This window comes from Nonomuraea fuscirosea (assembly GCF_003001935.1).
Classification (GTDB): domain Bacteria; phylum Actinomycetota; class Actinomycetes; order Streptosporangiales; family Streptosporangiaceae; genus Nonomuraea; species Nonomuraea fuscirosea.
The window spans coordinates 26904-48296 of sequence record NZ_PVNG01000010.1; the positions used below are offsets into that span (position 1 = coordinate 26904).

Below are 21393 nucleotides of genomic sequence, written 5' to 3' on the forward strand. Positions count from 1 at the left end.
CCGCCGCACACCGGCGGCCCCGGCCGGATGATCACCCGTTCCACCGGCCGGGACGCGCTGCTGCTCTGGTTCGGCTCACGGGCGGGGTTGCTGGTGGCGACCCTGCTCGGCGCGACGCTGGCCGGATACGCCGACAAGTGGCGCAAATGGGACACGACGCTCTTCATCACCATCGCCGAGCACGGGTACGACGGCGAGCCGGGACAGCCGGTGGACGACGGCCTGCCCGCGTTCTTCCCCGGGCTGCCCCTCGCGCTGCGGCTGGTCCACCTCGTGCTGCCGGACTGGACGGCGGCCGGGCTCGTGGTCTCGCTGGTGGCCGGGGCGGTGGCCATGGTCGCGCTGGCCCGGCTGGCCGAGGCCGAGGGTGCCTCGGGCTGGATGGCCGTGCTGGCGCTGCTGCTCTTCCCCATGGCGGTGTTCCTGGCCGCCGGATACAGCGAGTCGCTGTTCCTGGCCTTCGCGATCCCGGCGTGGCTGACCGCCAGGCAGGGGCGGTGGCCGGCGGCCGTGCTGCTGGCCGCGGGGGCGTCGTGCGTGCGGATCACCGGGTTGTTCCTGGCGGTCGCGCTGGTGGTGGAGTTCGCGATGCGCCGGGAGCCGGTGCGGCGGGCGGGGTGGCTGGTCGTGCCGGTTCTTCCGCTGGTGGCGTACTCGTACTACCACTACGGCAGGACCGGCGACTGGCTGGCCTGGAAGCACGCGCAGGAGGCCGGCTGGGGGCGGGACTTCGCCTGGCCGTGGGAGGCATGGGCGACGACCTGGGGCACGGCCATGGGCGAGGGCGAGTCCGCGGTGGCCTTCCGGATGGAGCTCGCCGGGGCCGTGGTGGTGGTGGCCGGGCTGGTCTGGCTGCTCGTCCTGCGGCGGTGGAGCGAGGCCGTCTACACGGGCACACAGGCGGCGGCGCTGATGACCTCGGCCTACTACCTGTCGATCCCGCGCTCGCTGCTGCTCTGGTTTCCGCTGTGGGTGCTGGTGGCCAGGGTCGCGACCCGGCGCACGTGGGTGATCGTCCTTTACGCCCTGATCTCGGGGCCGCTGATGCTGGTCAACGTCGGCCGATTCCTGAGTGGCGCGTGGGCGGGCTGAGACCTCTACCCACTTTTCCGTCTCGGTAATCCAGGGAAGTTATCCACAGGCTGTGGGCAACTGTTGACCTTGCCGCGGCGCGTCAGAGGTGCTTGCGCAGGAAGGCGATGTCGTCGGCCTGGCCCTCGGCGGGCGTCTCCACCACGATCGGCGCCCCGGCCGCCCGGCAGACCGCGAGGATCAGCTCGGAGTCGATCTTCCCCTGGCCCAGGTTGGCGTGACGGTCGGCGCCCGAGTCGAAGTCGTCGCGCGAGTCGTTGCAGTGGACGAGGTCGATGCGGCCGGTGATGGCCTTGATCCGGTCGACCACGTCGACCAGCTCCTCGCCGCCGGCGTGGGCGTGGCAGGTGTCGAGGCAGAAGCCCACGTCGAAGCCGTCGAGCGCGTCCCACAGCCGGGCGATCCGGTCGAGCTTGCGCGCCATCGCGTTGCCGCCGCCCGCGGTGTTCTCGATCAGCACCGGGATGGGGCACTCCATGCGCTCGAACACCTTGCGCCAGTTGTCGAACCCGGCCTGCGGGTCGTCGCTCTTGTTGACGTGGCCGCCGTGCACGATCAGGCCCTTGGCGCCGAGCCCGGCGGCCGCCTTCAGGTGCTGTTCGAGCAGCTTGCGGCTGGGGATCCTGATGCGGTTGTTGGTGGTCGCCACGTTGACCAGATAGGGCGCGTGAATGTAGACGTCGACGCCCTCGACCGGCTTCTCGGGCAGCACGGGCTTGTCGTAACCCTGCGGGTCGCCCAGGAAGAACTGCACCACTTCGGCCCCCACCCGCGCGGCGTGGGCGGCGGGGTCGTCCTGACCGACATGAGCTCCGATGCGCACCATGCGCACGAGCTTATCCCCAGCCCGCGGAGCGGCGTTTGGCCAGCGCGCCGGAGGGCAGTCGGGAGACACCCCCTACCCCGAGGAGAAACCCTATGAGCCGCTGGCGCTTACGAGCGCTGATCATCCTGGTCTACGTGATCGTCGGCATCTACGTCGCCTGGGTCTACGACTACATCACGCCAGGACTGCTGCGGGACCTCGCGGAGGCGCTGCTCGCGGTGTTCCTCTGGTTCCTGATCCTGCTCGGCATCGACCTGCACATCGGCGCGTGAGCCATATCGCGCGAGTCACATATCGAACGGCACATGTCGAACGGCCCCGGTGGACGTGCCGCCGGGGCCGTCGCTCGTGGAGGCGGAAGTCATGGGTGGGGGAGGAAGCCGCCGTGGGCGATGCCCAGCGCGGCGCCGACGAACGCGCCGACGAGCCCCACGATGTTGAGCACCCGCTGCGGCGTCGTCGCCGAGACGTACTGTGAGTAGAGGCCCACGCCGAACCCGAGCGTGCCGGCCCACGACGCGATCATGTGCGCCGAGGTCCAGAACGTCGCGATGAAGGCGACCACGCCGCACACCACGGTGACGACGGCGAGAACGTTCTCGACCGGATGCGGGCGCCCGTCGGTGTTGAGCGTCAGCCTGAAGCGTTCCCTCTCGGAGGGTTGAAGCACATGTGGCACGACCACCACCCCCTAGGTTTCCTAAAGGCCTTCCCACCTACTCGCTGCTGGTAACCTGGGGCACGCTGCGTTGTGATGGGTGATCCATCGACCCGGGCTGCCGAAAGGGGCCCGCCCGGGGTAAGACGTCAGCGTCCTCCTGTCACGGCAGAGTGTCGTGACCGCAAGAGTCCAGAGGAGGTTGGAGTCCCGCATGCGTCGTTACGAAGTAATGGTCATTCTGGACCCTTCGCTCGATGAGCGCACTGTCGCGCCGTCCCTCGACCAGTTCCTCACCGTGGTCCGCAACGACGGCGGCACCGTGGAGAAGGTCGACGTCTGGGGCCGTCGCCGTCTCGCCTACGACATCGACAAGAAGTCGGAAGGCATCTACGCCGTCATCGACCTGTCCGCGCAGCCCGCGACGGTCAAGGAGCTCGACCGGCAGATGAACCTCAACGAGGGCATCCTGCGCACCAAGGTCCTGCGTCCGGACGTGCACTAACCTCCGGCTTTTGTCGGAGGAGCCCCGTACTCTGAGCCGTAATCCAAGCGAAGGCGTGCAGGAAGGCGAGCGCTAGCCATGGCAGCAGGCGACACCGTAATCACCATCGTCGGCAACCTGGTCGACGACCCGGAGCTGCGCTTCACCCCGACGGGGCAAGCGGTGGCTCGATTCCGCATCGCGTCCACTCCGCGGTTCATGGATCGACAGACCAACGAGTGGAAAGACGGCGAAAGCCTCTTCCTGACCTGCAACGTCTGGCGGCAGGCGGCGGAGAACGCCGCTGAGAGCCTCCAGCGCGGCATGCGGGTCATCGTGCAGGGGCGGCTCAAGCAGCGGTCTTACGAGACCAAGGAAGGCGAGAAGCGCACGGTCTACGAGGTCGAGGTCGACGAGGTCGGCCCGTCTCTGCGCAACGCCACCGCCAAGGTCAACCGCACCTCCCGCCAGGGCGGGGGCGGCGGTGGCTTCGGCGGCGGTCCCGCCGACGACCCGTGGGCCTCGGCCACGCCCGCCTCGCCTCAGGGCGGCGGCTTCCAGGGCGGCGGCGGAGGCGGCGGTTTCGGCGGCGGCGGTGGTCAGCAGAGCGGTGGCTTCGGCGGCGGCGGCGGCAACGACTTCAGCGACGAACCGCCTTTCTAAATCCCAGTCCACAAGCCCGAGTCCATTCCCGCTCTGACGGCGGGGCTCTGAAAGGAGCACCACGATGGCCAAGCCGGCACTGCGCAAGCCCAAGAAGAAGGTTTGCCTGTTCTGCCACGACAAGATCTCCTACGTCGACTACAAGGACACGGCGCTGCTGCGGAAGTTTATCTCCGACCGCGGCAAGATCCGTGCGCGCCGGGTGACGGGCAACTGCACCCAGCACCAGCGCGACGTGGCGACCGCGATCAAGAACGCCCGTGAGGTGGCTCTGCTGCCTTACACGAGCACCGCGCGTTAAGGAGGCCTGTCGAAATGAAGCTCATCCTCACCAACGAGGTCTCCGGCCTCGGCACCCCCGGCGACGTGGTCGAGGTCAAGGACGGCTACGGCCGTAACTACCTCATCCCGCGCGGCTACGCCATGCGCTGGACGCGCGGCGCCGAGAAGCAGATCGAGACCATCCGCAAGGCTCGCGACGCTCGCGAGATCCGCGACCTCGGCACCGCCAAGGAGGTCGCCGGCCAGATCGGCGCGCTGCGCGTCCGCCTGGCCACCCGCGCGGGCGACTCCGGCCGCCTGTTCGGCTCGATCACCACGGGCGACATCGCCGACGCCGTCAAGGCCGCCGGCGGCCCGATCCTCGACCGCCGTCGCATCGAGATCGTCAACCCGATCAAGAGCGTCGGCTCCCACAAGGTCACCGTCAAGCTGCACCCTGAGGTGTCGGCTTCGGTCGACGTCGAGGTCGTCGCAGACTGACGCCTGTTTTCTCGAGAAGGCCCCCGCTTGCGGGGGTCTTCTCTTTTTTCCGGCTCTCTTTTGTTACGGCAGGCCACCGCGAACCACCCGCCGCACTCCGGCTGAGCGCCCTCCAGGAAACGCCCGCTGACCCTTCACCGGCGTGCCGCCGCGACGCGAGCCCCCCTGGGCCGATCGCCGTGGTCAGGTGAACCCGGAACGATAATCCCTGGTGTCCCCGCGTAGAATCTCCTCGTTCTGGCACGTTCCCCCCTGGAGGCTTGGCCATGGGCCGTTCCCTCATGCTGCTCGCGCTGGCCGTGGCGCTCGTCGGCTGCGCACCGGTCGACGACACGGCGACCACGGCCGCTCCCACCACCTCCACCGCCTGCACCAAGGAACAACTCACCCTGGTCACGCCCGGCAAGCTGACGATCGGCACCGACAAACCGGCCTACGAGCCCTGGTTCAAGGACGACGATCCGGCCAACGGGCAGGGCTTCGAGAGCGCGGTGGCCTTCGCCGTCGCGGGGGAGCTCGGCTTCGACCGTACCGAGGTGCAGTGGAACACGGTGAAGTTCGACTCCGCGTTCGCACCGGGGGAGAAGCAGTTCGACTTCGACGTCAACCAGGTCTCGATCACCCCTGACCGGGCCAAGGCGGTCGATTTCAGCAAGGGCTACTACACGGTCAAGCAGGCCGTCGTTGCGGTCGAGGGCGGGAAGTACGCCGAGGCGAAGAGCCTGGCCGAGCTCAAGGACGCGAAGGTCGGCGTACAGGTCGGGACGACCGCGCTCGAAGCGGTCAAGAACGTCGTGCAGCCCTCCGACGACCCCAACGTCTACAACGAGCAGATCGACGCCGTGAACGCGCTGAAGAACAAGCAGGTGGACGTGCTCGTCGTGGACCTGCCGACGGCGTTCTACGTGACGGCGGCCCAGGTGGAGAAGTCGAAGATCGTGGGCCAGTTCAGCTCGACGGCGGGCACGCCTGAGGAGTTCGGGCTGGTCATGGAGAAGGGCAGCGCGCTCAAGCCGTGCGTGGACAAGGCCGTCGACGCCCTGAAGTCGAAGGGCGAGCTGGCCAAGATCGAGCAGGCGTGGCTCGGCTCGGCGGCGGGCGCCCCCGAACTGCGATGAGCGAGTGGGTCAAGTCCGAGCGCCAGGTCAAGCGGGAGCAGGTCCGCAGGTCGTACGCCCGGCGCTCGACCTCGATCGCGACGGCCTCGACGATCGTCTTCATCGTCCTGCTGGCTTGGCTGGTCACCCGCTCGCCGGGCTGGCCCCGGGTGCAGGCGACCTTCTTCGACGGGGGCCAGTTCGCCGAGGCGCTGCCCGATGTGCTGAAGGGGTTCCTGCTCAACATCAAGATCTTCCTCATCGCCGAGCCGCTGATCCTCATCGTGGGATTGCTGGTGGCGCTGGCCAGAGGCATCAGGACGCCCGCGTTCTTCCCGATCAGGGCTTTGGCCACCCTCTACACCGACGTGTTCCGGGGCGTGCCGACGATCCTGGTGATCTACCTCATCGGGTTCGGGCTGCCGGCGCTCAGGCTGCAGGGCATCCCCACGGATCTGGCGACGCTGGGGATCATCGCGCTGACGCTCTCCTACGGCGCGTACGTGGCGGAGGTCTTCCGCTCCGGCATCGAGTCCGTGCATCCCAGCCAGGTGGCGGCGGCCCGCTCGCTCGGGCTGAGCCATGTCAAGACGATGCGGTTCGTGGTGCTGCCGCAGGCCACCCGCCGGGTCGTGCCGCCGCTGCTGAACGACTTCGTCTCGCTGCAGAAGGACACCGCCCTGGTCGCCACGATCGGGCCGCTGGAGGCGCTGCGGCAGGCGCAGATCCACGCGGCCAGCACCTTCAACTACACGCCCTACCTGGCCGCCGCGCTGCTGTTCATCCTGCTCACCATTCCCATGGCCAGGTTCACCGACCACCTGGCCGCCCGCACGCGCAGGAGGCGCGGAGCATGAGCGAGCCGACGACCACCCGCCGCCCCACCGGGGAGGCGGCATGAGCCTGCTGACGATCGAAGGGGTGTGGAAGAACTTCCACGGCCACCCCGTGCTGCGCGGCATCGACCTGGAGGTGAACCCGCACGAGGTGGTCAGCCTCATCGGGGCCTCCGGCTCGGGCAAGTCCACGCTGCTGCGCTGCGTCAACCTGCTGGAGACCGTGGACGACGGCACCATCTACCTCGACGGCGAGGAGATCACCGACCCGCGGGCCGACGTGGACCAGGTGCGCAAGCGGCTCGGCATCGTGTTCCAGGCGTTCAACCTGTTCCCGCACATGACCGTGCTGGACAACATCACGCTGGCGCCGCGCCAGGTGCACCGGGTGGAGCGGGCGCGGGCCGAGGAGCAGGCGTACGACCTGCTGAGCAGGTTCGGGCTGGCGGAGAAGGCGCGGGCCTACCCCGACCAGCTCTCGGGCGGCCAGCAGCAGCGGGTGGCCATCATCAGGGCGCTGGCCACCCAGCCCCGGCTGATGCTGCTGGACGAGGTCACCTCCGCGCTCGATCCCGCCCTGGTCGTCGAGGTGCTGGGGATCATCAGGGAGCTCAAGGAGTCGGGGATGACGATGATCCTCACCACCCACGAAATGGGCTTCTGCCGCGACATCTCCGACACCGTGTGCTTTCTCGACGGGGGCGTGCTGCTGGAGAAGGGGCCTCCCGAGCAGATCTTCACCGCGCCTGAGCAGCCGCGTACCCAGGAGTTCCTGCGCAGCGTGCTGGAGTCGGGCAGGTTCTAGCGCCCGCGCACCGGCGCGGCGGGTTTCAGCGATCCGTGCACCGGCGCGGCAAGGATCTGGCGATCCGTGCACCGGTGAGGCGGGTCTTAGCGCCGGTGCCGGCCGTGCACCGGGCGCGGCTGTGGGTTCGGGCGGGCAAGAAGGCTGTTGCGGCGGCCGTACACGAGGTAGACGAGCAGGCCGAAGGCCATCCACAGGACGAACCAGGCCCAGGTCAGCACGCGCAGGTTGACCATGAGCCAGAGCGTGGCCAGCAGCGACAGCGCCGGCAGCAGCGGCGAGAGCGGCACCCGGAAACCCCGCTCCAGGTGCGGCATGCGCCGGCGCATCACGATCACCCCGGCCGCCACGAACGCGAACGCGAACAGCGTCCCGAGCACCACGAGCTCCTGCATCGTGAGCACCGGCACGAACTCGGCCAGCACGATCGCCACGAACCCGATCACCAGCGTCACCCGCGTCGGCGTGTGGTAGCGGCGGCTGACCGTGGCCAGGCCGCGCGGGATCAGCCCGTCGCGGGCCATGGAGAACAGCACCCGCGTCTGCCCCACGATCAGCACGAGGATGACGGTGGTCAGCCCGAGCACCGCGCCCACGTCGATGACATGCACCATCCAGTCCACGCCCACCGCCCTGAACGCGCTCGTCAGCGGCGCGTCCTCGGAGATCTGCGTGTACGGGGCCAGGCCGACCATGACCAGCGCCACCGCGATGTAGATGACGGTGGCGATCACCAGGCTGCGGATCATGCCCTTGGGCACGGCCTTGCGCGCGTTCACCGTCTCCTCTGCGGAGGTGGCCACGATGTCGAACCCGATGTAGGCGAACGCGATCGCCGAGGCCGCCGCGAAGATGCCGAACCAGCCGAACGCCTGGCTCTCGCCGTAGAAGATCTCCAGCACGGTCGCCGGCGCGACGTCCAGCGTCTTGGGCGGGACGTAGAACTCGCCGTAGTTGGCCACGTCGATGTGCATGACCCCGACGACGATGACCGCGCCGATGGCCAGCAGCTTGGCCGACACCATGATCCACAGCGCCCGCAGCCCGATGCGCGCGGCCAGCGCCACGATGCCGGTGAGCAGCACCAGGATCACGAACACCAGCAGGTCCTTGACGATCCCGGAGGCGGGGACGCGGACGCCGAAGTTCGCCACCGCACCGACGGCGATCTCGCCCCAGGCCCTGGCCACCACCGCGGCGGCCAGCTGCAGCTCCAGGATCAGCGCCCAGCCGATGATCCACGCCCAGACCTCGCCGAAGATGACGTACGTGAACGTGTACGCGCTGCCCGAGGTCGGCATCGTCGAGGACAGCTCGGCGTAGCACAGGCAGGCCAGCAGGCAGGCGATACCCGCGATCATGAAGGACAGGATCACGCCGGGCCCCGCCGTGGTGGCGGCCTGGCGGCCGGCGATGCTGAAGATGCCGGCGCCGATCATCACCCCGAGTCCGAGCACCACGAGGTCGGCCGGGCGGTAGAGCTCGGCCAGGCTGTGCCGGGCGCCGGTGCGCAGGCCGGTCGCCTCGGAAGGCGGTAAGCGCCGCAGGATCGTGGACAAGGAACACCCCGCTCAGGGAACCCGCCCACAATGTCTCACCCCTCGGACAACAGCAAGCACGAAACCATCACGTTGGCACTCCAACCGGACCCGTGCGGCATCCCATGCGGGGGGCGGTAGGCGCGGGGGCGCGGGCGCGGGGCGAAGCATGACCGTGGGGAGCGGCGACGGTCAGGCCGGTGTTTCGATGCGCGACTGTCTAGGCGCCGGTCACCAGCCAGGCGGTTCCGGCCGCCCGCCGAGTCAAGGTGACCCACCGCGCCACCATCCACACCCCGAGCGCGCACCAGAGCGCGACCACCCCGAGCCCCGACGCCAGCAGCGCAGCAGGCAGGTACGCCGCCGTCGTCCACACCCCCGCCCAGGCCAGGTACCGCTGGTCGCCCGCGCCGATCAGCACCCCGTCGAGCACGAACACCACCCCGCACACCGGCTGGAACAACGCCACCGGCCAGAGCAGTGCCAGCAGCAGCTCGGCCACCCGCGGATCGGCGTCGAACAGGCCGGGCAGCACCGGCCTGGCTGCCACGACGAGCAGCCCGAGCAGCACGCCCGACCAGAGGCCCCACTGGGTCATCCGCCTGGTCGCGTCCCTGGTGGCGGGCACGTCTCCGGCGCCGAGCGAGCGCCCGGTGATGGCCTGCCCCGCGATGGCGATGGCGTCCAGCGCGAAGGCGAGCAGCGTCCACACCTGCGTGGCCAGCGCGTACGCGGCCAGCTCCGCCTCGCCCATCCTGGTGGCGATCACGGTGGCCACGAGCAGCACGATCCGCAGGCACAGGGTACGGATCAGCAGCGCGACCCCGGCCGTGCCCGCCTGCCTGATCCCGTCCATGCTGGGCGCCAGCGACGTACCCAACCGAATGGCCCCCCGAGCCACCACGACCAGATAGACGGCCGCCCCCGCCACCTGGGCGATGACCGTGCCCCATGCCGACCCGGCGATGCCCCAGCCGAGCCCCAGCACGAACCAGGCGTTCAGCCCCGCGTTCAACGCGAACGACCCCACGGCCACCACCAGCGGCGTCACCGTGTCCTGCAGCCCGCGCAGCACGCCGGTGCCGGCCAGCACGACGAGCATCCCGGGCGCGCCGAACAGGCTGATCCGCAGGTACGTCACCGCCTGCGCGGCCTGCGTGCCGGTCGCGCCGATCAGCTCCACGATCGCCGGCGCCAGCGGCCAGCACACCACGATCAGCCCCGCCCCGATCGCCAGCGCCAGCCAGATGCCGTCCACACCGTTGCGCATGGCCCGCGCGTGGTTGCCCGCTCCCGACTGGCGGGCCACGGAGGCCGTGGTGCCGTAGGCGAGGAAGACGCACAGGTTGATCAGCGTCGTCAGGACCGTGCCCGCCACCCCCAGGGCGCCCACCGCCGTGGTGCCCAGGCCGTGCCCCACGATGGCGTAGTCGGCGAGCAGGAACAACGGCTCGGCCACCAGGGCCCCGAACGCGGGCACGGCGAGCCGCAGAATCTCCCGATCTCTGGAGGTAATGGGCATTCGTCCAGTATGGACCTTACTCGGCGTGTCGGGCCAACTTTCTTTAGTCCACAGCCGGTGGACACTGTTCGCCCTGCTCACCCGGGCTTCTGTGGATATCCGAAAGAGTTATCCCCAGGGCCGTCCACAGGTCGTTCACACCTTCAGCGGGATAGTGCACAGCTTGACCACAGGGTTGTCCACAGGCCACGTTGCCGTCAGCCCGCGACTCCGAGAAACTGTCACACCGGTCGACTACATATGGGGGTGGTGCGACCGCCTGCAAGTGTCTGAGGGGGCGCGGTGAGCATTGACCAGGAAGAGGCCGGCGGAGGCCCAGGTTTCGAGCGCACACCGCCGCACAACATCGACGCGGAGCAGTCGGTCCTCGGCGGCATGCTGCTGTCGAAGGACGCCATCGCCGACGTCGTCGAGATCCTGCGCGCCGACGACTTCTACCGCCCGGCCCACCAGATGGTCTACGAGGTCATCACCGACCTCTACGGCCGCGGCGAGCCGGCCGACGCCGTCACGGTCTTCGACGAGCTGCAGAAACGCGGCGAGATGGCCAGGGTCGGCGGCGCCGCCTACCTCCACACCCTCACGGCGGTCGTCCCCACGGCCGCCAACGCCGGCTACTACGCCAAGATCGTCCGCGAGCAGGCCATCCTGCGCCGCCTCATCGAGGCCGGCACCCGCATCGTCTCCTTCGGCTACGGCGGCCAGAACGAAGAGGTCGACGACCTCGTCGACCGCGCCCAGGCCGAGGTCTACAAGGTCACCGAGCGGCGCACCTCGGAGGACTACGCGCCCCTGGCCGACATCATGCCCGGCGCCCTCGACGAGCTCGAGGCCATCGGCAGCCGCAGCGGCCAGATGGTCGGCGTCCCGACCGGCTTCGCCGACCTCGACCAGCTCACCAACGGCCTGCACCCCGGCCAGATGATCGTCGTCGCCGCCCGCCCCGCCATCGGCAAGGCTCTGGCCCTCGGCACCCCGCTGCCCACGCCGACCGGCTGGACCACGATGGGCCAGGTCCAGGTCGGCGAGCTGCTCCTCGACGCCGCCGGCCGGCCGACCAGGGTGATCGCGGCGACCGAGGTGATGCGGGGGCGGCCGTGCTACGAGGTCGAGTTCGACGACGGCACCGTGATCATCGCCGACGCCCACCACCAGTGGCACACCACCCCCACCTCCAAGGCACCCCCACACCCCGCAGCCGCCCCCTTCTCCAACGCTCGCCACCCCCGGTCCACCACCACCCCCACCTCCCGCACGAGGACCACGACCTCCGCTTCCCGCGCTTCCCGTATGAGGGCTACGACCCCCGCTTCCCACGCTTCCTGTGCGGGGACCACGGCCTCCGCTTCCCGCACGAGGACCACGACCTCCGCTTCCTGCACAGGGACCACGACCCCCGCTTCCCGCGTGTTCCGTATGACGGCTACGACCGCCGCGTCCGGCGCCTTCCTGACGAGGGTCGCGCCCCCCACACTCACCGCCTCCCGGACGAGCACCCCGACCGCCCTTTCCACCGCCTCTCGGACGACGGCCACGCCCGCCGCTTCCCCCGTCCTCCGGACGTACGCCGCGACGACGACCGAGCCCGCCAGCGCCCTCCGCACGCAGGTAACGGCGGTGGCCGAGCGTGAGAAGGTCTGCCCCGCGACAAAGGGCGCGCGTCACGCGGTGCTCACGGCGACAGAGGCCGGGGGCCACGCGGTGCGCGCCGCGACACGGGGCGAGCGTCAGGCGGGGCTCATCCCTACAAGGGACGAGCGTCAGGTGGTGCTCACCACGGAAGAGATCGCCGCCTCCCTCCTCGACGCGTCCACCGGCCGGCCGAACCACGCGGTGCCCGTGGCGGCGCCGTTCCAGCTTCCGTCCCAGGACGTGCCGCTGCCGCCGTACGCGCTCGGCGTCTGGCTGGGGGATGGCCACGGCGCGACGGCTCGGATCAGCACCGCGGACCCCGAGATCATCGCCACCCTGGAGGCCGAGGGCCTGCGAGTCACGCGAGCCGACACCGCGCTCACCTACGACCTGTCACTCCCGGACCCGACCGATCAGCCGTCAGCTGAGCAGTCGTCAGCTGAGCAGGCGCCGGTTGGGCTGTCGTCCGAGGGCACTGTTTCCGGCATTCTTCGCGAGCTGGGCGTTCTGCACGACAAGCACATCCCCGCCGCCTACCTACGTGCCTCGGAGCAGCAACGACGCGACCTGCTGGCCGGACTGCTCGACACCGACGGACACATCGACGCGGACGGGCACATCCAGCTCAACCTGACGAACCGGCGCCTCGCGTACGACACGCTGGAGCTCATCCACAGCCTCGGCCACAGCGCGACGATGCGCACCGAGCCGACGACCGGGCCGACGACCGGGCCGACGACCGGGCCGACGACCGGGTCGGCCACAGGACCGACGGTCGAGACCCCCGTCTGCCACCTGATCGAGTTCACCGCGCCCGGCCAGGTCTTCAGGCTCGCCAGGAAGGCCGCCAGGCAGGCCACCGTCGCACCCGCGGCCACCCGCGTCCGCCGCATCGTCGACGTACGGCCGATCGCCTCGCGCCCGGTCCGATGCGTGGAGGTCGACAACCCCGACCACCTCTACCTGGCCGGCCGGGCCTGCGTGCCCACCCACAACAGCACCCTCGGCCTCGACTTCGCCCGATCCGCCGCGATCAAGTACGGGATGACCACGGTCATCTTCTCGCTGGAGATGTCCCGCAACGAGATCACCATGCGTCTGCTGTCGGCCGAGGCTCGCGTCTCGCTGCAGAACATGCGCTCCGGCACGATGAGCGACGACGACTGGACCCGTCTGGCCCGCCGGATGAGCGAGGTGGCCGAGGCGCCGCTGTTCATCGACGATTCGCCCAACATGTCGATGATGGAGATCCGGGCCAAGTGCCGCCGGCTCAAGCAACGCAACGAGCTGCGCTTCGTGGTCATCGACTACCTCCAGCTGATGAGCTCGCCGAAGAAGACCGAGAGCCGCCAGAACGAGGTCTCGGAGATCTCCCGTGCCATCAAGCTGCTGGCCAAGGAGCTGGAGGTCCCCGTCATCGCGATCTCCCAGCTCAACCGAGGCCCCGAGCAACGCACCGACAAGCGCCCCCAGGTCTCCGACCTGCGCGAAAGTGGATCCATCGAGCAGGACGCCGACATGGTCATCCTGTTGCACCGTGAGGACGCCTACGAGCGGGAGTCGCCTCGGGCCGGTGAGGCCGACCTGATCGTGGCCAAGCACCGTAACGGCCCCACCGCGACCGTGACGGTCGCCTTCCAGGGCCACTACAGCCGCTTCGTGGACATGGCTCAGCACTGAGGCGGGTGCCACTCGCACACAGATGCCGCGCGTTCAGGGCGATGAACGGGGACGCGATTGCGGTGGTGCCGATGAGTTCTGGGTGGATCCGTGGTCGATACGGCTGGACACACCCACAGCGGTGGGGCCTGTGCTGGGAAGGTCCCAGTGCGGGCGGAGGCACATGGAGGCAGTGATGAGCGTCGACGACTCCCGGCAGGCGCAGGACATCAGGACCGGCGAGCGGGGGGCGCGGATGAGCGGTCCCAGGGTGCTGGTGGCGGGGGCGAGCATCGCGGGGCCGGCGCTGGCCCACTGGTTGCGCCGGCGGGGGGCCGAGGTGACCGTGGTGGAGCGGGCACCCGAGCTGCGGCCCGGTGGGCAGGCGGTGGACGCGCGCGGGATCGCCAAGGAGGTCATCGGGCGCATGGGGCTGGACGCGGCGGTGCGCGCGGCCCGCACCGACACCGCCGGCGCGTACATGGTGGACGCGGACGGGAACACGCTGGAGACCCACCGCGCGGAGGACCACGGCGGCGACGGGTTCATCGCGGACATCGAGATCCTGCGCGGGGACCTGTCCCAGGTGCTCTACGACGACACCCGGGACGGTGTCGAGTACGTCTTCGGCGACCGGATCGCCGAGCTCAGCCAGGACGCGGACGGGGTCGACGTGGTCTTCGCCGGCGGTGACCGGCGGCGTTTCGACCTGGTGATCGGGGCCGACGGGCTGCACTCGCAGCTGCGCGCGATGGTCTTCGGGCCGCGTGAGCGCTTCATCCGCCACCTCGGGCTCGTGCTGGCCTTCTACAGCGTGCCGAACGAGTTCGGCGTGGACCGCTGGATGATCGACTATCAGGAGGCCGGACGGTCCGCCGGGCTGCGGCCCGTCCCGGACGCCACCCGGGCGATGGCCATGTTCTCCTTCCCCGCGGCCGACTTCGACGTCGACTACCGCGACGTCGAAGCGCAGAAGCGCCTGCTGCGCGAGCGGATGGACGGTTTCGGCTGGTTGACCCAGCGCATCCTCGCGCACGTGGACGACACCCCTGACTTCTATCTGGACCAGGTCGCTCAGGTGGTGATGGAGCGCTGGTCGAGCGGACGGGTGGGGCTGCTCGGGGACGCGGCGTTCAGCGCGTCGCCGATGTCCGGGGCGGGCACCGGGCTGGCGCTGGTCGGCGCCTATCTGCTGGCCGGTGAGCTGGCCGCCGCCGGATGGGACCCGGAGGCCGGGTTCGCCGGCTACGAGGCTCGGATGCGCTCGTACGTGCAGGCCAACCAGGAGATCGGCCGGTTGCACGTACGCAGCCTCGGGGTCCCGGGGCAGGACGACGAGCCGAGCCCCGATTTCACCGGCGAATGGTTCGCCGAACTGATCGATCGGGCGATCAACGGCGTCGAGCTGCCCGACTACGCCGGGGTGCCGGACTCCGGGGCGTCGGCAGGACTACAGGTGATCTCGTCGGCCAAGCCGTAGGCGTCGCATGACGTGGCTACCGGTCCGGCGGTGGCTGGTTGTGGGCGGTGTGCGAGGCTTGCGGGGTGGTCAAGCCCTTCCTCACGGTCGCCGTCTTCGTGATCACCGCCGTACCGAGTCTGCTGCAGTTCGTGCTGCCCGGCCTGGAGCCGGCCCTTATGCGCGATCCGGCGGCCATCGCCGGCGGGGAGTGGTGGCGGCTGGCGACGTCGCTGGTCGTGCAGGACGGCGGGGCGATCGGGACGCTGTTCAACCTGGGCTTCCTCGCCGTGCTCGGGTACGTGGCCGAGCGGGCCCTCGGCCGGGGCCGCTGGGTGGTGCTCTACCTGAGCGGGGCGGTGGCGGGGGAGGCCGCCGGGTTCCTGCTGGACCAGCCGGGTGCGGGCAACTCCGTCGCCCTGTGCGGCCTGGCGGGCGGGCTCGTCCTGATGACCGGCCCGCCTGCGCGTGCGCCCTTCGAACGGGCGCTGGGCGCGTTCTACGCGGTCGTCTCCGGCGCCTGGCTGCCGGCCGCGTCCGGCGCCATGTGGGGCTGGGTCGTCACGGTCGTCGCCGCGGCACAACTCGTCACCCATCGCGAACGCCTGCCGGGATGGTCGCCGGTGGCCGTGTTCGGTGTGGCGGCGGTGGTGTTGATGGTGCTGCGTGATCTGCACGGCTTCGCCCTGCTGGGCGGCCTCGCCGCCGGATGGATCTCCAATGCGAGGTTCCCGTTGACGCCTGGACGCACTTCGCCGGCGTGACCCGCACCTCCTGTCCTAGGACCTGCTGTCCTGGGCGGCCGCGTTCTGGGACTGCGGTCCGCGGGGCGGGCCCCCGAGGATGGAAAAGGGTTTGCGGCGGGGACAAGCGGTCGGGTAGATCTGTCGGCTGGAGCTCGACGGCAGATCCGTGGGGCCACGACACCGGAAGGAGGGATAAGCCGATGATGTCCCAGATCAATGCGCTTGAGCCCTCTCGGGGCGCGGACCGAGTCTGACCCCCGGAGCGGACGGGCGCCTTCACCGGAGCGTGCCTTGACCGTGGAACCGAACGACCTGACCATGCGCCCCATCACCGGGCGCGAAGAACTCGACCTCTTCTCCCGCCTGCCCTACGTCCTCGACGACGAGCTGGCGGACGACCTCACCGCCGGCCGCCGGCTGCCCGAATGGATGTGGGTGGCCCTCCGCGGCGACCAGCTGGTGGCCAGAGCGGCCTGGTGGTGCCCGACCAGCGACGACGCGCCGTTCCTCCTCGACGTCTTCGACCTCGACGACCGTGACGGCGACGGCGTCGACGCCGGCGTGAAACTGCTGCGCGCCGCCATGGCCGAGGTCGTCCCCGCGGGCGCCCGGCCGCCCGAGTACATCCGCATGGTGCCGCCCGACTGGCGCGAGACCCCGGCGGCCAGGCGCGTCGTCGAGGACCGGATGGCCGCGCTGGAACAGCTGGGCGCCGCCCTGCTCGTCGAACGGCTGCGCCTGGAGTGGCGTCCCGGCACCCCCGTGCCCGACCCGAGCGGGCGGCTGGTGTTCCGGCCGGTCGGCGACACCGAGGAGATGATCTCCCTGATGACCTCGGTGCTGGACGGGACGCTCGACGCGCACAGCAGGGACGACCTGAGCCGGATGTCCGCCCGCGAGGCGGCCGCCGCCCACTACGAGGAGGAGCTCGCCCGCTACCGGAGCCCCCACGACTGGTGGCGGGTCGCGACGTTGCCGGACGGCGAGCCGGTGGGGTTCGTCACGCCGGCCCGCAACGACTACAACGCCATCATCGGCTACATCGCCGTGCTGCCCAAGCACCGGGGCAACGGGTACATCGACGACATCCTCGCCGAAGGCACCCGCATCCTCGCCGCACAGGGCGTCCCGCGCATCCGGGCGGCCACGGACGTGGGCAACGTCCCCATGGCGAACGCCTTCCGCCGCGCCGGGTACGTCGACTTCGAACGTTCGATCAACATGACCTGGCCGTGAGGGCTCAGCCGAGGACGGCCGGCCTGAGCACGTCCCGGCACCACTGACGGAAACTGGTCGGCGTGCTGCCCTCAGGGGTACGGGTGACGCCGTTGTCGAGCCCGGCGTCCTTGGCCACGGCCATGTCGGCGTACGCCTGCGCCATCGGCTCCGACATGCCGAACTTCATCATCCGGTCCTTGACCTCGGCGGGGGAGACCGGTTGGAAGCGGATGGGCCGCTGGAGCTCGTCGGACATGATCCGGGCCATCTCGTCGAAGGAGAGGTCTTCCGGTCTAGGACGGGGACCTCTCCGACGCCGGTCCAGGTGTCGTCGAGCAGGAGGCCGGCGGCGACGGCGGCGATGTCCGCGACGGCGCAGGCAGGCGCCTTGAGGCTGCCGGAAACCGGCATGGTGAACAGGCCCTCGGTCCTGATCAGCTCGGTCTGGCGCAGCAGGTTCTCCATGAACGAGGGCATGGCCAGCGCTCGAAGGCCGACGCCCGTGCTCGCGAAGAGGTCGTCCACGGCGAGTGACGCGGTGACGAACCCGGCCCGGTCCGCCACGGGCGTGCCCCGGCCGAGCGCCGAGACGTTGACGACCCGCTTGACGCCCTGGTCCTTGACGGCCTGGGCCGCGGGGCGGCTGAAGCCCACGAACGCCTCCTCGACGCTGGGGCTGCGCGGGTCCGCCGGGACCAGCCAGAAGAGGGCGTCCGCCCCGGTGAAGGCCTCGTTCACCACCTCGCGGTCGCCGTGCGTGCCCTGAACCACCTCGACCCGTGCACGAGTCGCGGCGGGCAGGCGGGCGGGGTCGCGCACGATCACGCGGACGGCGGCGTCGGCGGCCAGCAGGCGCTCAAGGGTCAGCCGGCCGATCCGGCCGGTGGGAGCGGTGACGACGATCATGATTCACCTCGGTGAGAGTGCAGGTGAGCGGGGTCGTGCCCGCTGATGACGCTCTTCAGTGAATCCCCGGCGACGGCAGACCTGAAGGACCGATTCGGACGCCATTGATACTGTGGCGGTATGAGTGATCTGGAGGTCAGGCAGCTCCGCTATTTCGTGGCCGTCGCCGAGGAGCTCCACTTCGGGCGGGCGGCGGAACGGCTGGGCATGGCGCAGCCCCCGCTGTCGCGGGCGATCCGCGCGATGGAGCGGCAGCTCGGCGTCACGCTGATGGAGCGGACGACGCGCCGGGTCACCCTCACCCCCGCCGGCGAGACGCTGCTGCGCGACGCCAGGACGGCACTCGACGCGGTCGCGGCGGCGGCCCGGCGGGCCAGGAACGCGGGGCGGCCCGAGCCCGTGCTGCGGCTGGCGCTGAAGGCCGACTACGACGGCGGGCTGCTGCCGCAGATCATCGCCGCGTACCAGCAGGAGCCGGCCGCGCTGCCGGTGCGGCTCGTGCTCGGCGGGCGGGCCGAGCAGGAGCCGGCGTTGCGCGACGGCCGCGCGGACCTGGCGCTGCTGATGCGGCCGTTCGACGACCGCGACCTCGACGTCGAGCCGCTGCTGACCGAGCCCCGCCTGCTCGCCGTCGCGGCGAACGATCCGCTGGCCGCGCACACCGGCCTGCGCGTGGCCGACCTCGCCGGCCGGGTCCTGCCCGACGGATCTCCCGCTGACCGCGAGGACTCCGTGCCGCCCAGGGGTGGTCCGGCGCGCAATCTGGACCTGGCCCAGATCTTCAACCTGATCGAGCTGGGGGACATCGTGTGGTTCGTCCCCGAGTCGCTCGCTCGCCTGCACCCCCGTCCCGGGGTCGCGTACCGGAGCGTCGGCGATCTGCCGCCGCTGGAGTTCGCGCTGGCCTGGCCGCAGGAGTCGCGCTCCCCGGCCGTCGCCGCGTTCGTCCGTACGGCCTGCGCGGTCGCCGCCCTCGTGGAGCCACAAGCGGACGCCGCACAGGCGGCACTACGCCGAGTGGTGTGACAAAGCAGACATCGATCCGAGGTATGGCATCTGATCGCTTCGGCGCTCTAGCGAGGGAGTGAAGCGAAGGGAAAACGCCATGACCATCCTCGTCGCCTACGACGGCTCGGCCGATTCGCGCGCCGCCATCGAGTTCGCCGCCAAGCATCTCGCCGCCGAGCCCACACTCATCGTCACCGTGTGGGAGCCGCTGCTCGTCCAGCTGAAGAAGTACCCGCTGGCCGCCACCGGCGCGATCGACCCGGACACCGAGCAGGAGGCGCAGACCCAGGCCGAGCAGCACGCCAAGGAGGGGGCCGAACTGGCCATCGCGGCGGGGCTGAGCGACGTCACCTATCGGGCGGTGGCCGACAACGAGTCGATCTGGAAGACGATCGTGGACGTGGCGGACGAGGTCGACGCCTCGCTGGTCGTCACGGGGTCGCGCGGGCTGGCCGGGGTACGTTCCGTGCTGCTCGGCAGCGTCTCCAACCACGTCCTGCACCACGCCCACCGGCCCACGCTCATCGTCCCCCCGGCGAAGGCGTAGCCCCGAGGTCAGGAAGCCTGCGCGGGCGGGGCGCAGCAGTTCTGCGGCGGGCAGATCCGCGTGTCGATCCGCCGCGCGCCCGGCCCCTCGTCGCCCAGCCGGTCGTGCGGGTTGGCCACCGGGCACAGGTCCAGCGACAGGCAGCCGCAGCCGATGCAGTCGGTGAGGTCGTCCCGCAGCCGCTGCAACTGCTCGATCCGGTCGTCCAGCTCGCTCCGCCAGGCCGCCGACAGCCTGGCCCAGTCGGCGCGGGTCGGGGTGCGCTCGTCCGGCAGCTCGGCGAGGGCGTCCTTGATGACCTTCAGCGGGATGCCGATGCGCTGGGCCAGCCTGATGAAGGCGACCCTGCGCAGGCTGTCGCGGGAGTAGCGGCGCTGGTTGCCGGCGGTGCGCCGGCTGGCCAGCAGCCCCTTGGCCTCGTAGAAGTGCAGCGCGGAGACGGCGACGCCGCTGCGCTCCGCGAGCTGCCCGACCGTCAGCTCTTTGGCGTTCCAGGCGACCTTCGTCGTTGCAGTCATACCTGAAGATTACTTGAGGGTGCGTTCGAAGAACGTCTCCAGGACGACGATCGTCCGCGTCCCGGTCACGCCGTCCACCTGGAAGACCCGGCGCAGCACGTCCTGCAGCTCACGGGTGCCGGGGGTGCGGATCTTCAGCAGCACCGACGCGGGACCCGCGATGACGTGCGCCTCCTCGATCTCCGGGATCGCCGCCAGCTCCGCCGCGCTGTCGCCCATCCACGACCCGCCGTCCACCATCACGTAGGACGTCACCGTATGCCCGAGCGCCGCCTGGTCCACCTCGATCGTGGTCCGCCTGATCACGCCGCGCTCGCGCAGCTTGCGCACCCGCTCGTGCGCCGCCCCGCCGGACAGCCCCACCGCCTTGCCGAGCATCGCGTACGACCGCGTCGCGTCCTCCTGCAGCAGGCCGATCAGCATCCTGTCTATGTCATCCACAACAGGATGCTATCCGGAGATTCACCGGAGAAGCCGAACACCGTATGGTGTTCGGTATGACGGACACGATCCCCACTGAGTTCGAAGTGCTGGACGAGCGCTTCGCCGCGATCGGCGGAGACGACAAGATCGAGATTCTGCACACCGGCACCCGCTGGGCGGAGGGCCCGGTCTACTTCCCGGCCGGCCGCTTCCTGGTCTGGAGCGACATCCCCAACGAGCGGATGTTGCGCTGGGACGAGATGACCGGCGCCGTGGGCCCGTTCCGGCAGCCGTCCGGCTACACCAACGGCAACACGCTCGACCGCGAGGGCCGGATGATCTCCTGCGAGCAGGGCAACCGGCGCGTCACCCGCACCGAGCACGACGGCTCCATCACGGTCATCGCCGACCGCTGGCAAGGTAAGCGGCTCAACAGCCCCAACGACGTGATCGTCCGTTCCGACGGCTCCATCTGGTTCACCGACCCGCCCTACGGGATCATCAGCAACTACGAGGGCGTCGCCGCCGAGCAGGAGATCGACGGCTGCCACGTCTACCGGGTCGACCCGGCGACGGGCGAGGTGCGCGTCGTGGCCGACGACTTCGTCCGGCCCAACGGCCTGGCCTTCTCGCTGGACGAGCGGCGGCTCTACGTCGCCGACACCAGGGCCAGGCATCTGCGCGTGTTCGAGGTGGGCGAGGACGGCACGCTGGGCGGCGGCAAGGTGTTCGCCGAGGGCGTCGAGGGCGACAACTTCGACGGCCTGCGGCTCGACGACACCGGCCGGGTCTGGGCCGCGGCCGGCAAGGCGGTGCTCTGCTACGACCCCGACGGCACCCTGATCGGCCGGCTGCGGCTGCCCGAGTTCACCGCCAACCTGGTGTTCGGCGGGCGGAAGCGCAACCGCATGTTCATCACGGCCGCGTCCTCGCTGTACTCCCTCATGACCAACGTCACAGGTGCGCGCCCGGTGTGGGCCGGGCGCTGACACCC

24 protein-coding genes are annotated in these 21393 nt (G+C 70.2%); 16 read left to right on the forward strand and 8 right to left on the reverse strand.

Going from position 1 to position 21393, the window contains the following annotated elements; all coding sequences use genetic code 11:
- The first annotated feature begins 27 nt into the window (after positions 1-27).
- Positions 28-1092 (forward strand): mannosyltransferase family protein, encoded by a 1065-nt coding sequence (locus B0I32_RS23005; protein WP_106242873.1) that lies wholly within the window; start codon positions 28-30, stop codon positions 1090-1092.
- Positions 1093-1174: 82 nt separating this feature from the next.
- Here B0I32_RS23005 and B0I32_RS23010 read toward each other — a convergent pair whose 3' ends face one another.
- A complete protein-coding gene (locus tag B0I32_RS23010; RefSeq protein WP_181307681.1) occupies positions 1175-1918 on the reverse strand; it encodes a deoxyribonuclease IV in 744 nt (247 codons plus the stop codon).
- 92 nt (positions 1919-2010) lie between these two features.
- On the opposite strand from B0I32_RS23010, the gene B0I32_RS23015 reads away from it, so the two are divergent.
- On the forward strand, positions 2011-2190 hold the full coding sequence (locus B0I32_RS23015) for a hypothetical protein (protein WP_106242875.1): 180 nt from the start codon (positions 2011-2013) through the stop codon (positions 2188-2190).
- Between the two features lie 89 nt (positions 2191-2279).
- Here the strand turns inward: B0I32_RS23015 and B0I32_RS23020 are convergent, their stop codons facing one another.
- The gene (locus tag B0I32_RS23020) at positions 2280-2597 is read right to left on the reverse strand and encodes a hypothetical protein (protein WP_245955979.1); all 318 of its coding nucleotides are present in this window, start codon (positions 2595-2597) and stop codon (positions 2280-2282) included.
- A gap of 193 nt (positions 2598-2790) precedes the next feature.
- On the opposite strand from B0I32_RS23020, the gene rpsF reads away from it, so the two are divergent.
- The 7 genes from rpsF to B0I32_RS23055 all read left to right on the forward strand — a co-directional run bounded on the left by rpsF (position 2791) and on the right by B0I32_RS23055 (position 7223).
- Complete coding sequence (rpsF, locus tag B0I32_RS23025) at positions 2791-3081, forward strand: 30S ribosomal protein S6 (RefSeq protein WP_106242878.1); 291 nt, start codon at positions 2791-2793, stop codon at positions 3079-3081.
- 78 nt (positions 3082-3159) lie between these two features.
- On the forward strand, positions 3160-3723 hold the full coding sequence (locus tag B0I32_RS23030) for a single-stranded DNA-binding protein (RefSeq protein WP_106242880.1): 564 nt from the start codon (positions 3160-3162) through the stop codon (positions 3721-3723).
- Between the two features lie 64 nt (positions 3724-3787).
- Positions 3788-4024 (forward strand): 30S ribosomal protein S18, encoded by a 237-nt coding sequence (gene rpsR, locus B0I32_RS23035; protein WP_020543048.1) that lies wholly within the window; start codon positions 3788-3790, stop codon positions 4022-4024.
- A 14-nt stretch (positions 4025-4038) separates the two neighbouring features.
- On the forward strand, positions 4039-4485 hold the full coding sequence (rplI, locus tag B0I32_RS23040; RefSeq protein WP_106242883.1) for a 50S ribosomal protein L9: 447 nt from the start codon (positions 4039-4041) through the stop codon (positions 4483-4485).
- 266 nt (positions 4486-4751) lie between these two features.
- Positions 4752-5603, forward strand: a complete 852-nt coding sequence (locus B0I32_RS23045; protein WP_106242886.1) for an ABC transporter substrate-binding protein — start codon at positions 4752-4754, stop codon at positions 5601-5603.
- Entirely contained in the window at positions 5600-6439 is an 840-nt protein-coding gene (locus B0I32_RS23050; RefSeq protein ID WP_106242888.1) for an amino acid ABC transporter permease, read from the forward strand. The genes B0I32_RS23045 and B0I32_RS23050 overlap by 4 nt, the downstream gene beginning before the upstream one ends.
- Before the next feature lie 40 nt (positions 6440-6479).
- Positions 6480-7223 (forward strand): amino acid ABC transporter ATP-binding protein, encoded by a 744-nt coding sequence (locus tag B0I32_RS23055; RefSeq protein ID WP_106242891.1) that lies wholly within the window; start codon positions 6480-6482, stop codon positions 7221-7223.
- An 86-nt stretch (positions 7224-7309) separates the two neighbouring features.
- Here B0I32_RS23055 and B0I32_RS23060 read toward each other — a convergent pair whose 3' ends face one another.
- Positions 7310-8782 (reverse strand): APC family permease, encoded by a 1473-nt coding sequence (locus B0I32_RS23060; RefSeq protein ID WP_245955980.1) that lies wholly within the window; start codon positions 8780-8782, stop codon positions 7310-7312.
- A 199-nt stretch (positions 8783-8981) separates the two neighbouring features.
- A complete protein-coding gene (locus tag B0I32_RS23065) occupies positions 8982-10283 on the reverse strand; it encodes an MATE family efflux transporter (protein ID WP_106242894.1) in 1302 nt (433 codons plus the stop codon).
- Positions 10284-10565: 282 nt separating this feature from the next.
- Between B0I32_RS23065 and dnaB the strand changes: the two genes are divergently transcribed.
- The 4 genes from dnaB (at position 10566) to B0I32_RS23085 (ending at position 17015) form a co-directional block, all read left to right on the forward strand.
- A complete protein-coding gene (dnaB, locus tag B0I32_RS23070) occupies positions 10566-13595 on the forward strand; it encodes a replicative DNA helicase (RefSeq protein ID WP_106242896.1) in 3030 nt (1009 codons plus the stop codon).
- Positions 13596-13770: 175 nt separating this feature from the next.
- The gene (locus B0I32_RS23075) at positions 13771-15054 is read left to right on the forward strand and encodes an FAD-dependent monooxygenase (RefSeq protein ID WP_219911973.1); all 1284 of its coding nucleotides are present in this window, start codon (positions 13771-13773) and stop codon (positions 15052-15054) included.
- A 65-nt stretch (positions 15055-15119) separates the two neighbouring features.
- A complete protein-coding gene (locus B0I32_RS23080) occupies positions 15120-15797 on the forward strand; it encodes a rhomboid family intramembrane serine protease (protein WP_106242898.1) in 678 nt (225 codons plus the stop codon).
- Between the two features lie 273 nt (positions 15798-16070).
- Complete coding sequence (locus B0I32_RS23085) at positions 16071-17015, forward strand: GNAT family N-acetyltransferase (RefSeq protein ID WP_106242901.1); 945 nt, start codon at positions 16071-16073, stop codon at positions 17013-17015.
- 4 nt (positions 17016-17019) lie between these two features.
- Here the strand turns inward: B0I32_RS23085 and B0I32_RS58945 are convergent, their stop codons facing one another.
- Positions 17020-17187, reverse strand: coding sequence for a hypothetical protein (locus B0I32_RS58945; protein ID WP_219911974.1), 168 nt, complete (start codon positions 17185-17187; stop codon positions 17020-17022).
- On the reverse strand, positions 17184-17903 hold the full coding sequence (locus B0I32_RS23090) for an NAD(P)H-binding protein (RefSeq protein WP_219911975.1): 720 nt from the start codon (positions 17901-17903) through the stop codon (positions 17184-17186). The genes B0I32_RS58945 and B0I32_RS23090 overlap by 4 nt, the downstream gene beginning before the upstream one ends.
- Before the next feature lie 120 nt (positions 17904-18023).
- Here B0I32_RS23090 and B0I32_RS23095 point away from each other — a divergent pair, with 120 nt between their 5' ends.
- Together B0I32_RS23095 and B0I32_RS23100 are read left to right on the forward strand one after the other, a co-directional pair.
- Positions 18024-18929: a LysR family transcriptional regulator gene (locus tag B0I32_RS23095; protein ID WP_106242903.1), complete on the forward strand. Its 906-nt coding sequence runs from the start codon at positions 18024-18026 to the stop codon at positions 18927-18929.
- A 79-nt stretch (positions 18930-19008) separates the two neighbouring features.
- A complete protein-coding gene (locus B0I32_RS23100; protein WP_106242905.1) occupies positions 19009-19458 on the forward strand; it encodes a universal stress protein in 450 nt (149 codons plus the stop codon).
- Between the two features lie 8 nt (positions 19459-19466).
- On the opposite strand, the gene soxR is transcribed toward B0I32_RS23100, so the two are convergent.
- Positions 19467-19976, reverse strand: a complete 510-nt coding sequence (gene soxR / locus B0I32_RS23105; RefSeq protein WP_106242908.1) for a redox-sensitive transcriptional activator SoxR — start codon at positions 19974-19976, stop codon at positions 19467-19469.
- Positions 19977-19985: 9 nt separating this feature from the next.
- The gene (locus tag B0I32_RS23110) at positions 19986-20417 is read right to left on the reverse strand and encodes an Lrp/AsnC family transcriptional regulator (RefSeq protein ID WP_106242911.1); all 432 of its coding nucleotides are present in this window, start codon (positions 20415-20417) and stop codon (positions 19986-19988) included.
- A gap of 56 nt (positions 20418-20473) precedes the next feature.
- Here B0I32_RS23110 and B0I32_RS23115 point away from each other — a divergent pair, with 56 nt between their 5' ends.
- Complete coding sequence (locus B0I32_RS23115) at positions 20474-21388, forward strand: SMP-30/gluconolactonase/LRE family protein (RefSeq protein ID WP_106243531.1); 915 nt, start codon at positions 20474-20476, stop codon at positions 21386-21388.
- The last annotated feature ends 5 nt before the right edge of the window (positions 21389-21393 follow it).

Excerpts from the sequence above, each read along its gene's own strand:
- B0I32_RS23005 (WP_106242873.1), top strand. The coding sequence starts at position 28 with ATGATCACCCGTTCCACCGGCCGGGACGCGCTGCTGCTCTGGTTCGGC.
- B0I32_RS23115 (WP_106243531.1), top strand. The coding sequence starts at position 20,474 with ATGACGGACACGATCCCCACTGAGTTCGAAGTGCTGGACGAGCGCTTC.
- rpsR (WP_020543048.1), top strand. The coding sequence starts at position 3,788 with ATGGCCAAGCCGGCACTGCGCAAGCCCAAGAAGAAGGTTTGCCTGTTC.
- B0I32_RS23015 (WP_106242875.1), top strand. The coding sequence starts at position 2,011 with ATGAGCCGCTGGCGCTTACGAGCGCTGATCATCCTGGTCTACGTGATC.
- B0I32_RS23095 (WP_106242903.1), top strand. The coding sequence starts at position 18,024 with ATGAGTGATCTGGAGGTCAGGCAGCTCCGCTATTTCGTGGCCGTCGCC.
- B0I32_RS23050 (WP_106242888.1), top strand. The coding sequence starts at position 5,600 with ATGAGCGAGTGGGTCAAGTCCGAGCGCCAGGTCAAGCGGGAGCAGGTC.
- B0I32_RS23010 (WP_181307681.1), bottom strand. The coding sequence starts at position 1,918 with ATGGTGCGCATCGGAGCTCATGTCGGTCAGGACGACCCCGCCGCCCAC.
- B0I32_RS58945 (WP_219911974.1), bottom strand. The coding sequence starts at position 17,187 with ATGATGAAGTTCGGCATGTCGGAGCCGATGGCGCAGGCGTACGCCGAC.
- B0I32_RS23065 (WP_106242894.1), bottom strand. The coding sequence starts at position 10,283 with ATGCCCATTACCTCCAGAGATCGGGAGATTCTGCGGCTCGCCGTGCCC.
- B0I32_RS23100 (WP_106242905.1), top strand. The coding sequence starts at position 19,009 with ATGACCATCCTCGTCGCCTACGACGGCTCGGCCGATTCGCGCGCCGCC.
- B0I32_RS23045 (WP_106242886.1), top strand. The coding sequence starts at position 4,752 with ATGGGCCGTTCCCTCATGCTGCTCGCGCTGGCCGTGGCGCTCGTCGGC.
- B0I32_RS23075 (WP_219911973.1), top strand. The coding sequence starts at position 13,771 with ATGAGCGTCGACGACTCCCGGCAGGCGCAGGACATCAGGACCGGCGAG.
- B0I32_RS23030 (WP_106242880.1), top strand. The coding sequence starts at position 3,160 with ATGGCAGCAGGCGACACCGTAATCACCATCGTCGGCAACCTGGTCGAC.
- rplI (WP_106242883.1), top strand. The coding sequence starts at position 4,039 with ATGAAGCTCATCCTCACCAACGAGGTCTCCGGCCTCGGCACCCCCGGC.
- B0I32_RS23055 (WP_106242891.1), top strand. The coding sequence starts at position 6,480 with ATGAGCCTGCTGACGATCGAAGGGGTGTGGAAGAACTTCCACGGCCAC.
- B0I32_RS23090 (WP_219911975.1), bottom strand. The coding sequence starts at position 17,903 with ATGATCGTCGTCACCGCTCCCACCGGCCGGATCGGCCGGCTGACCCTT.
- soxR (WP_106242908.1), bottom strand. The coding sequence starts at position 19,976 with ATGACTGCAACGACGAAGGTCGCCTGGAACGCCAAAGAGCTGACGGTC.
- rpsF (WP_106242878.1), top strand. The coding sequence starts at position 2,791 with ATGCGTCGTTACGAAGTAATGGTCATTCTGGACCCTTCGCTCGATGAG.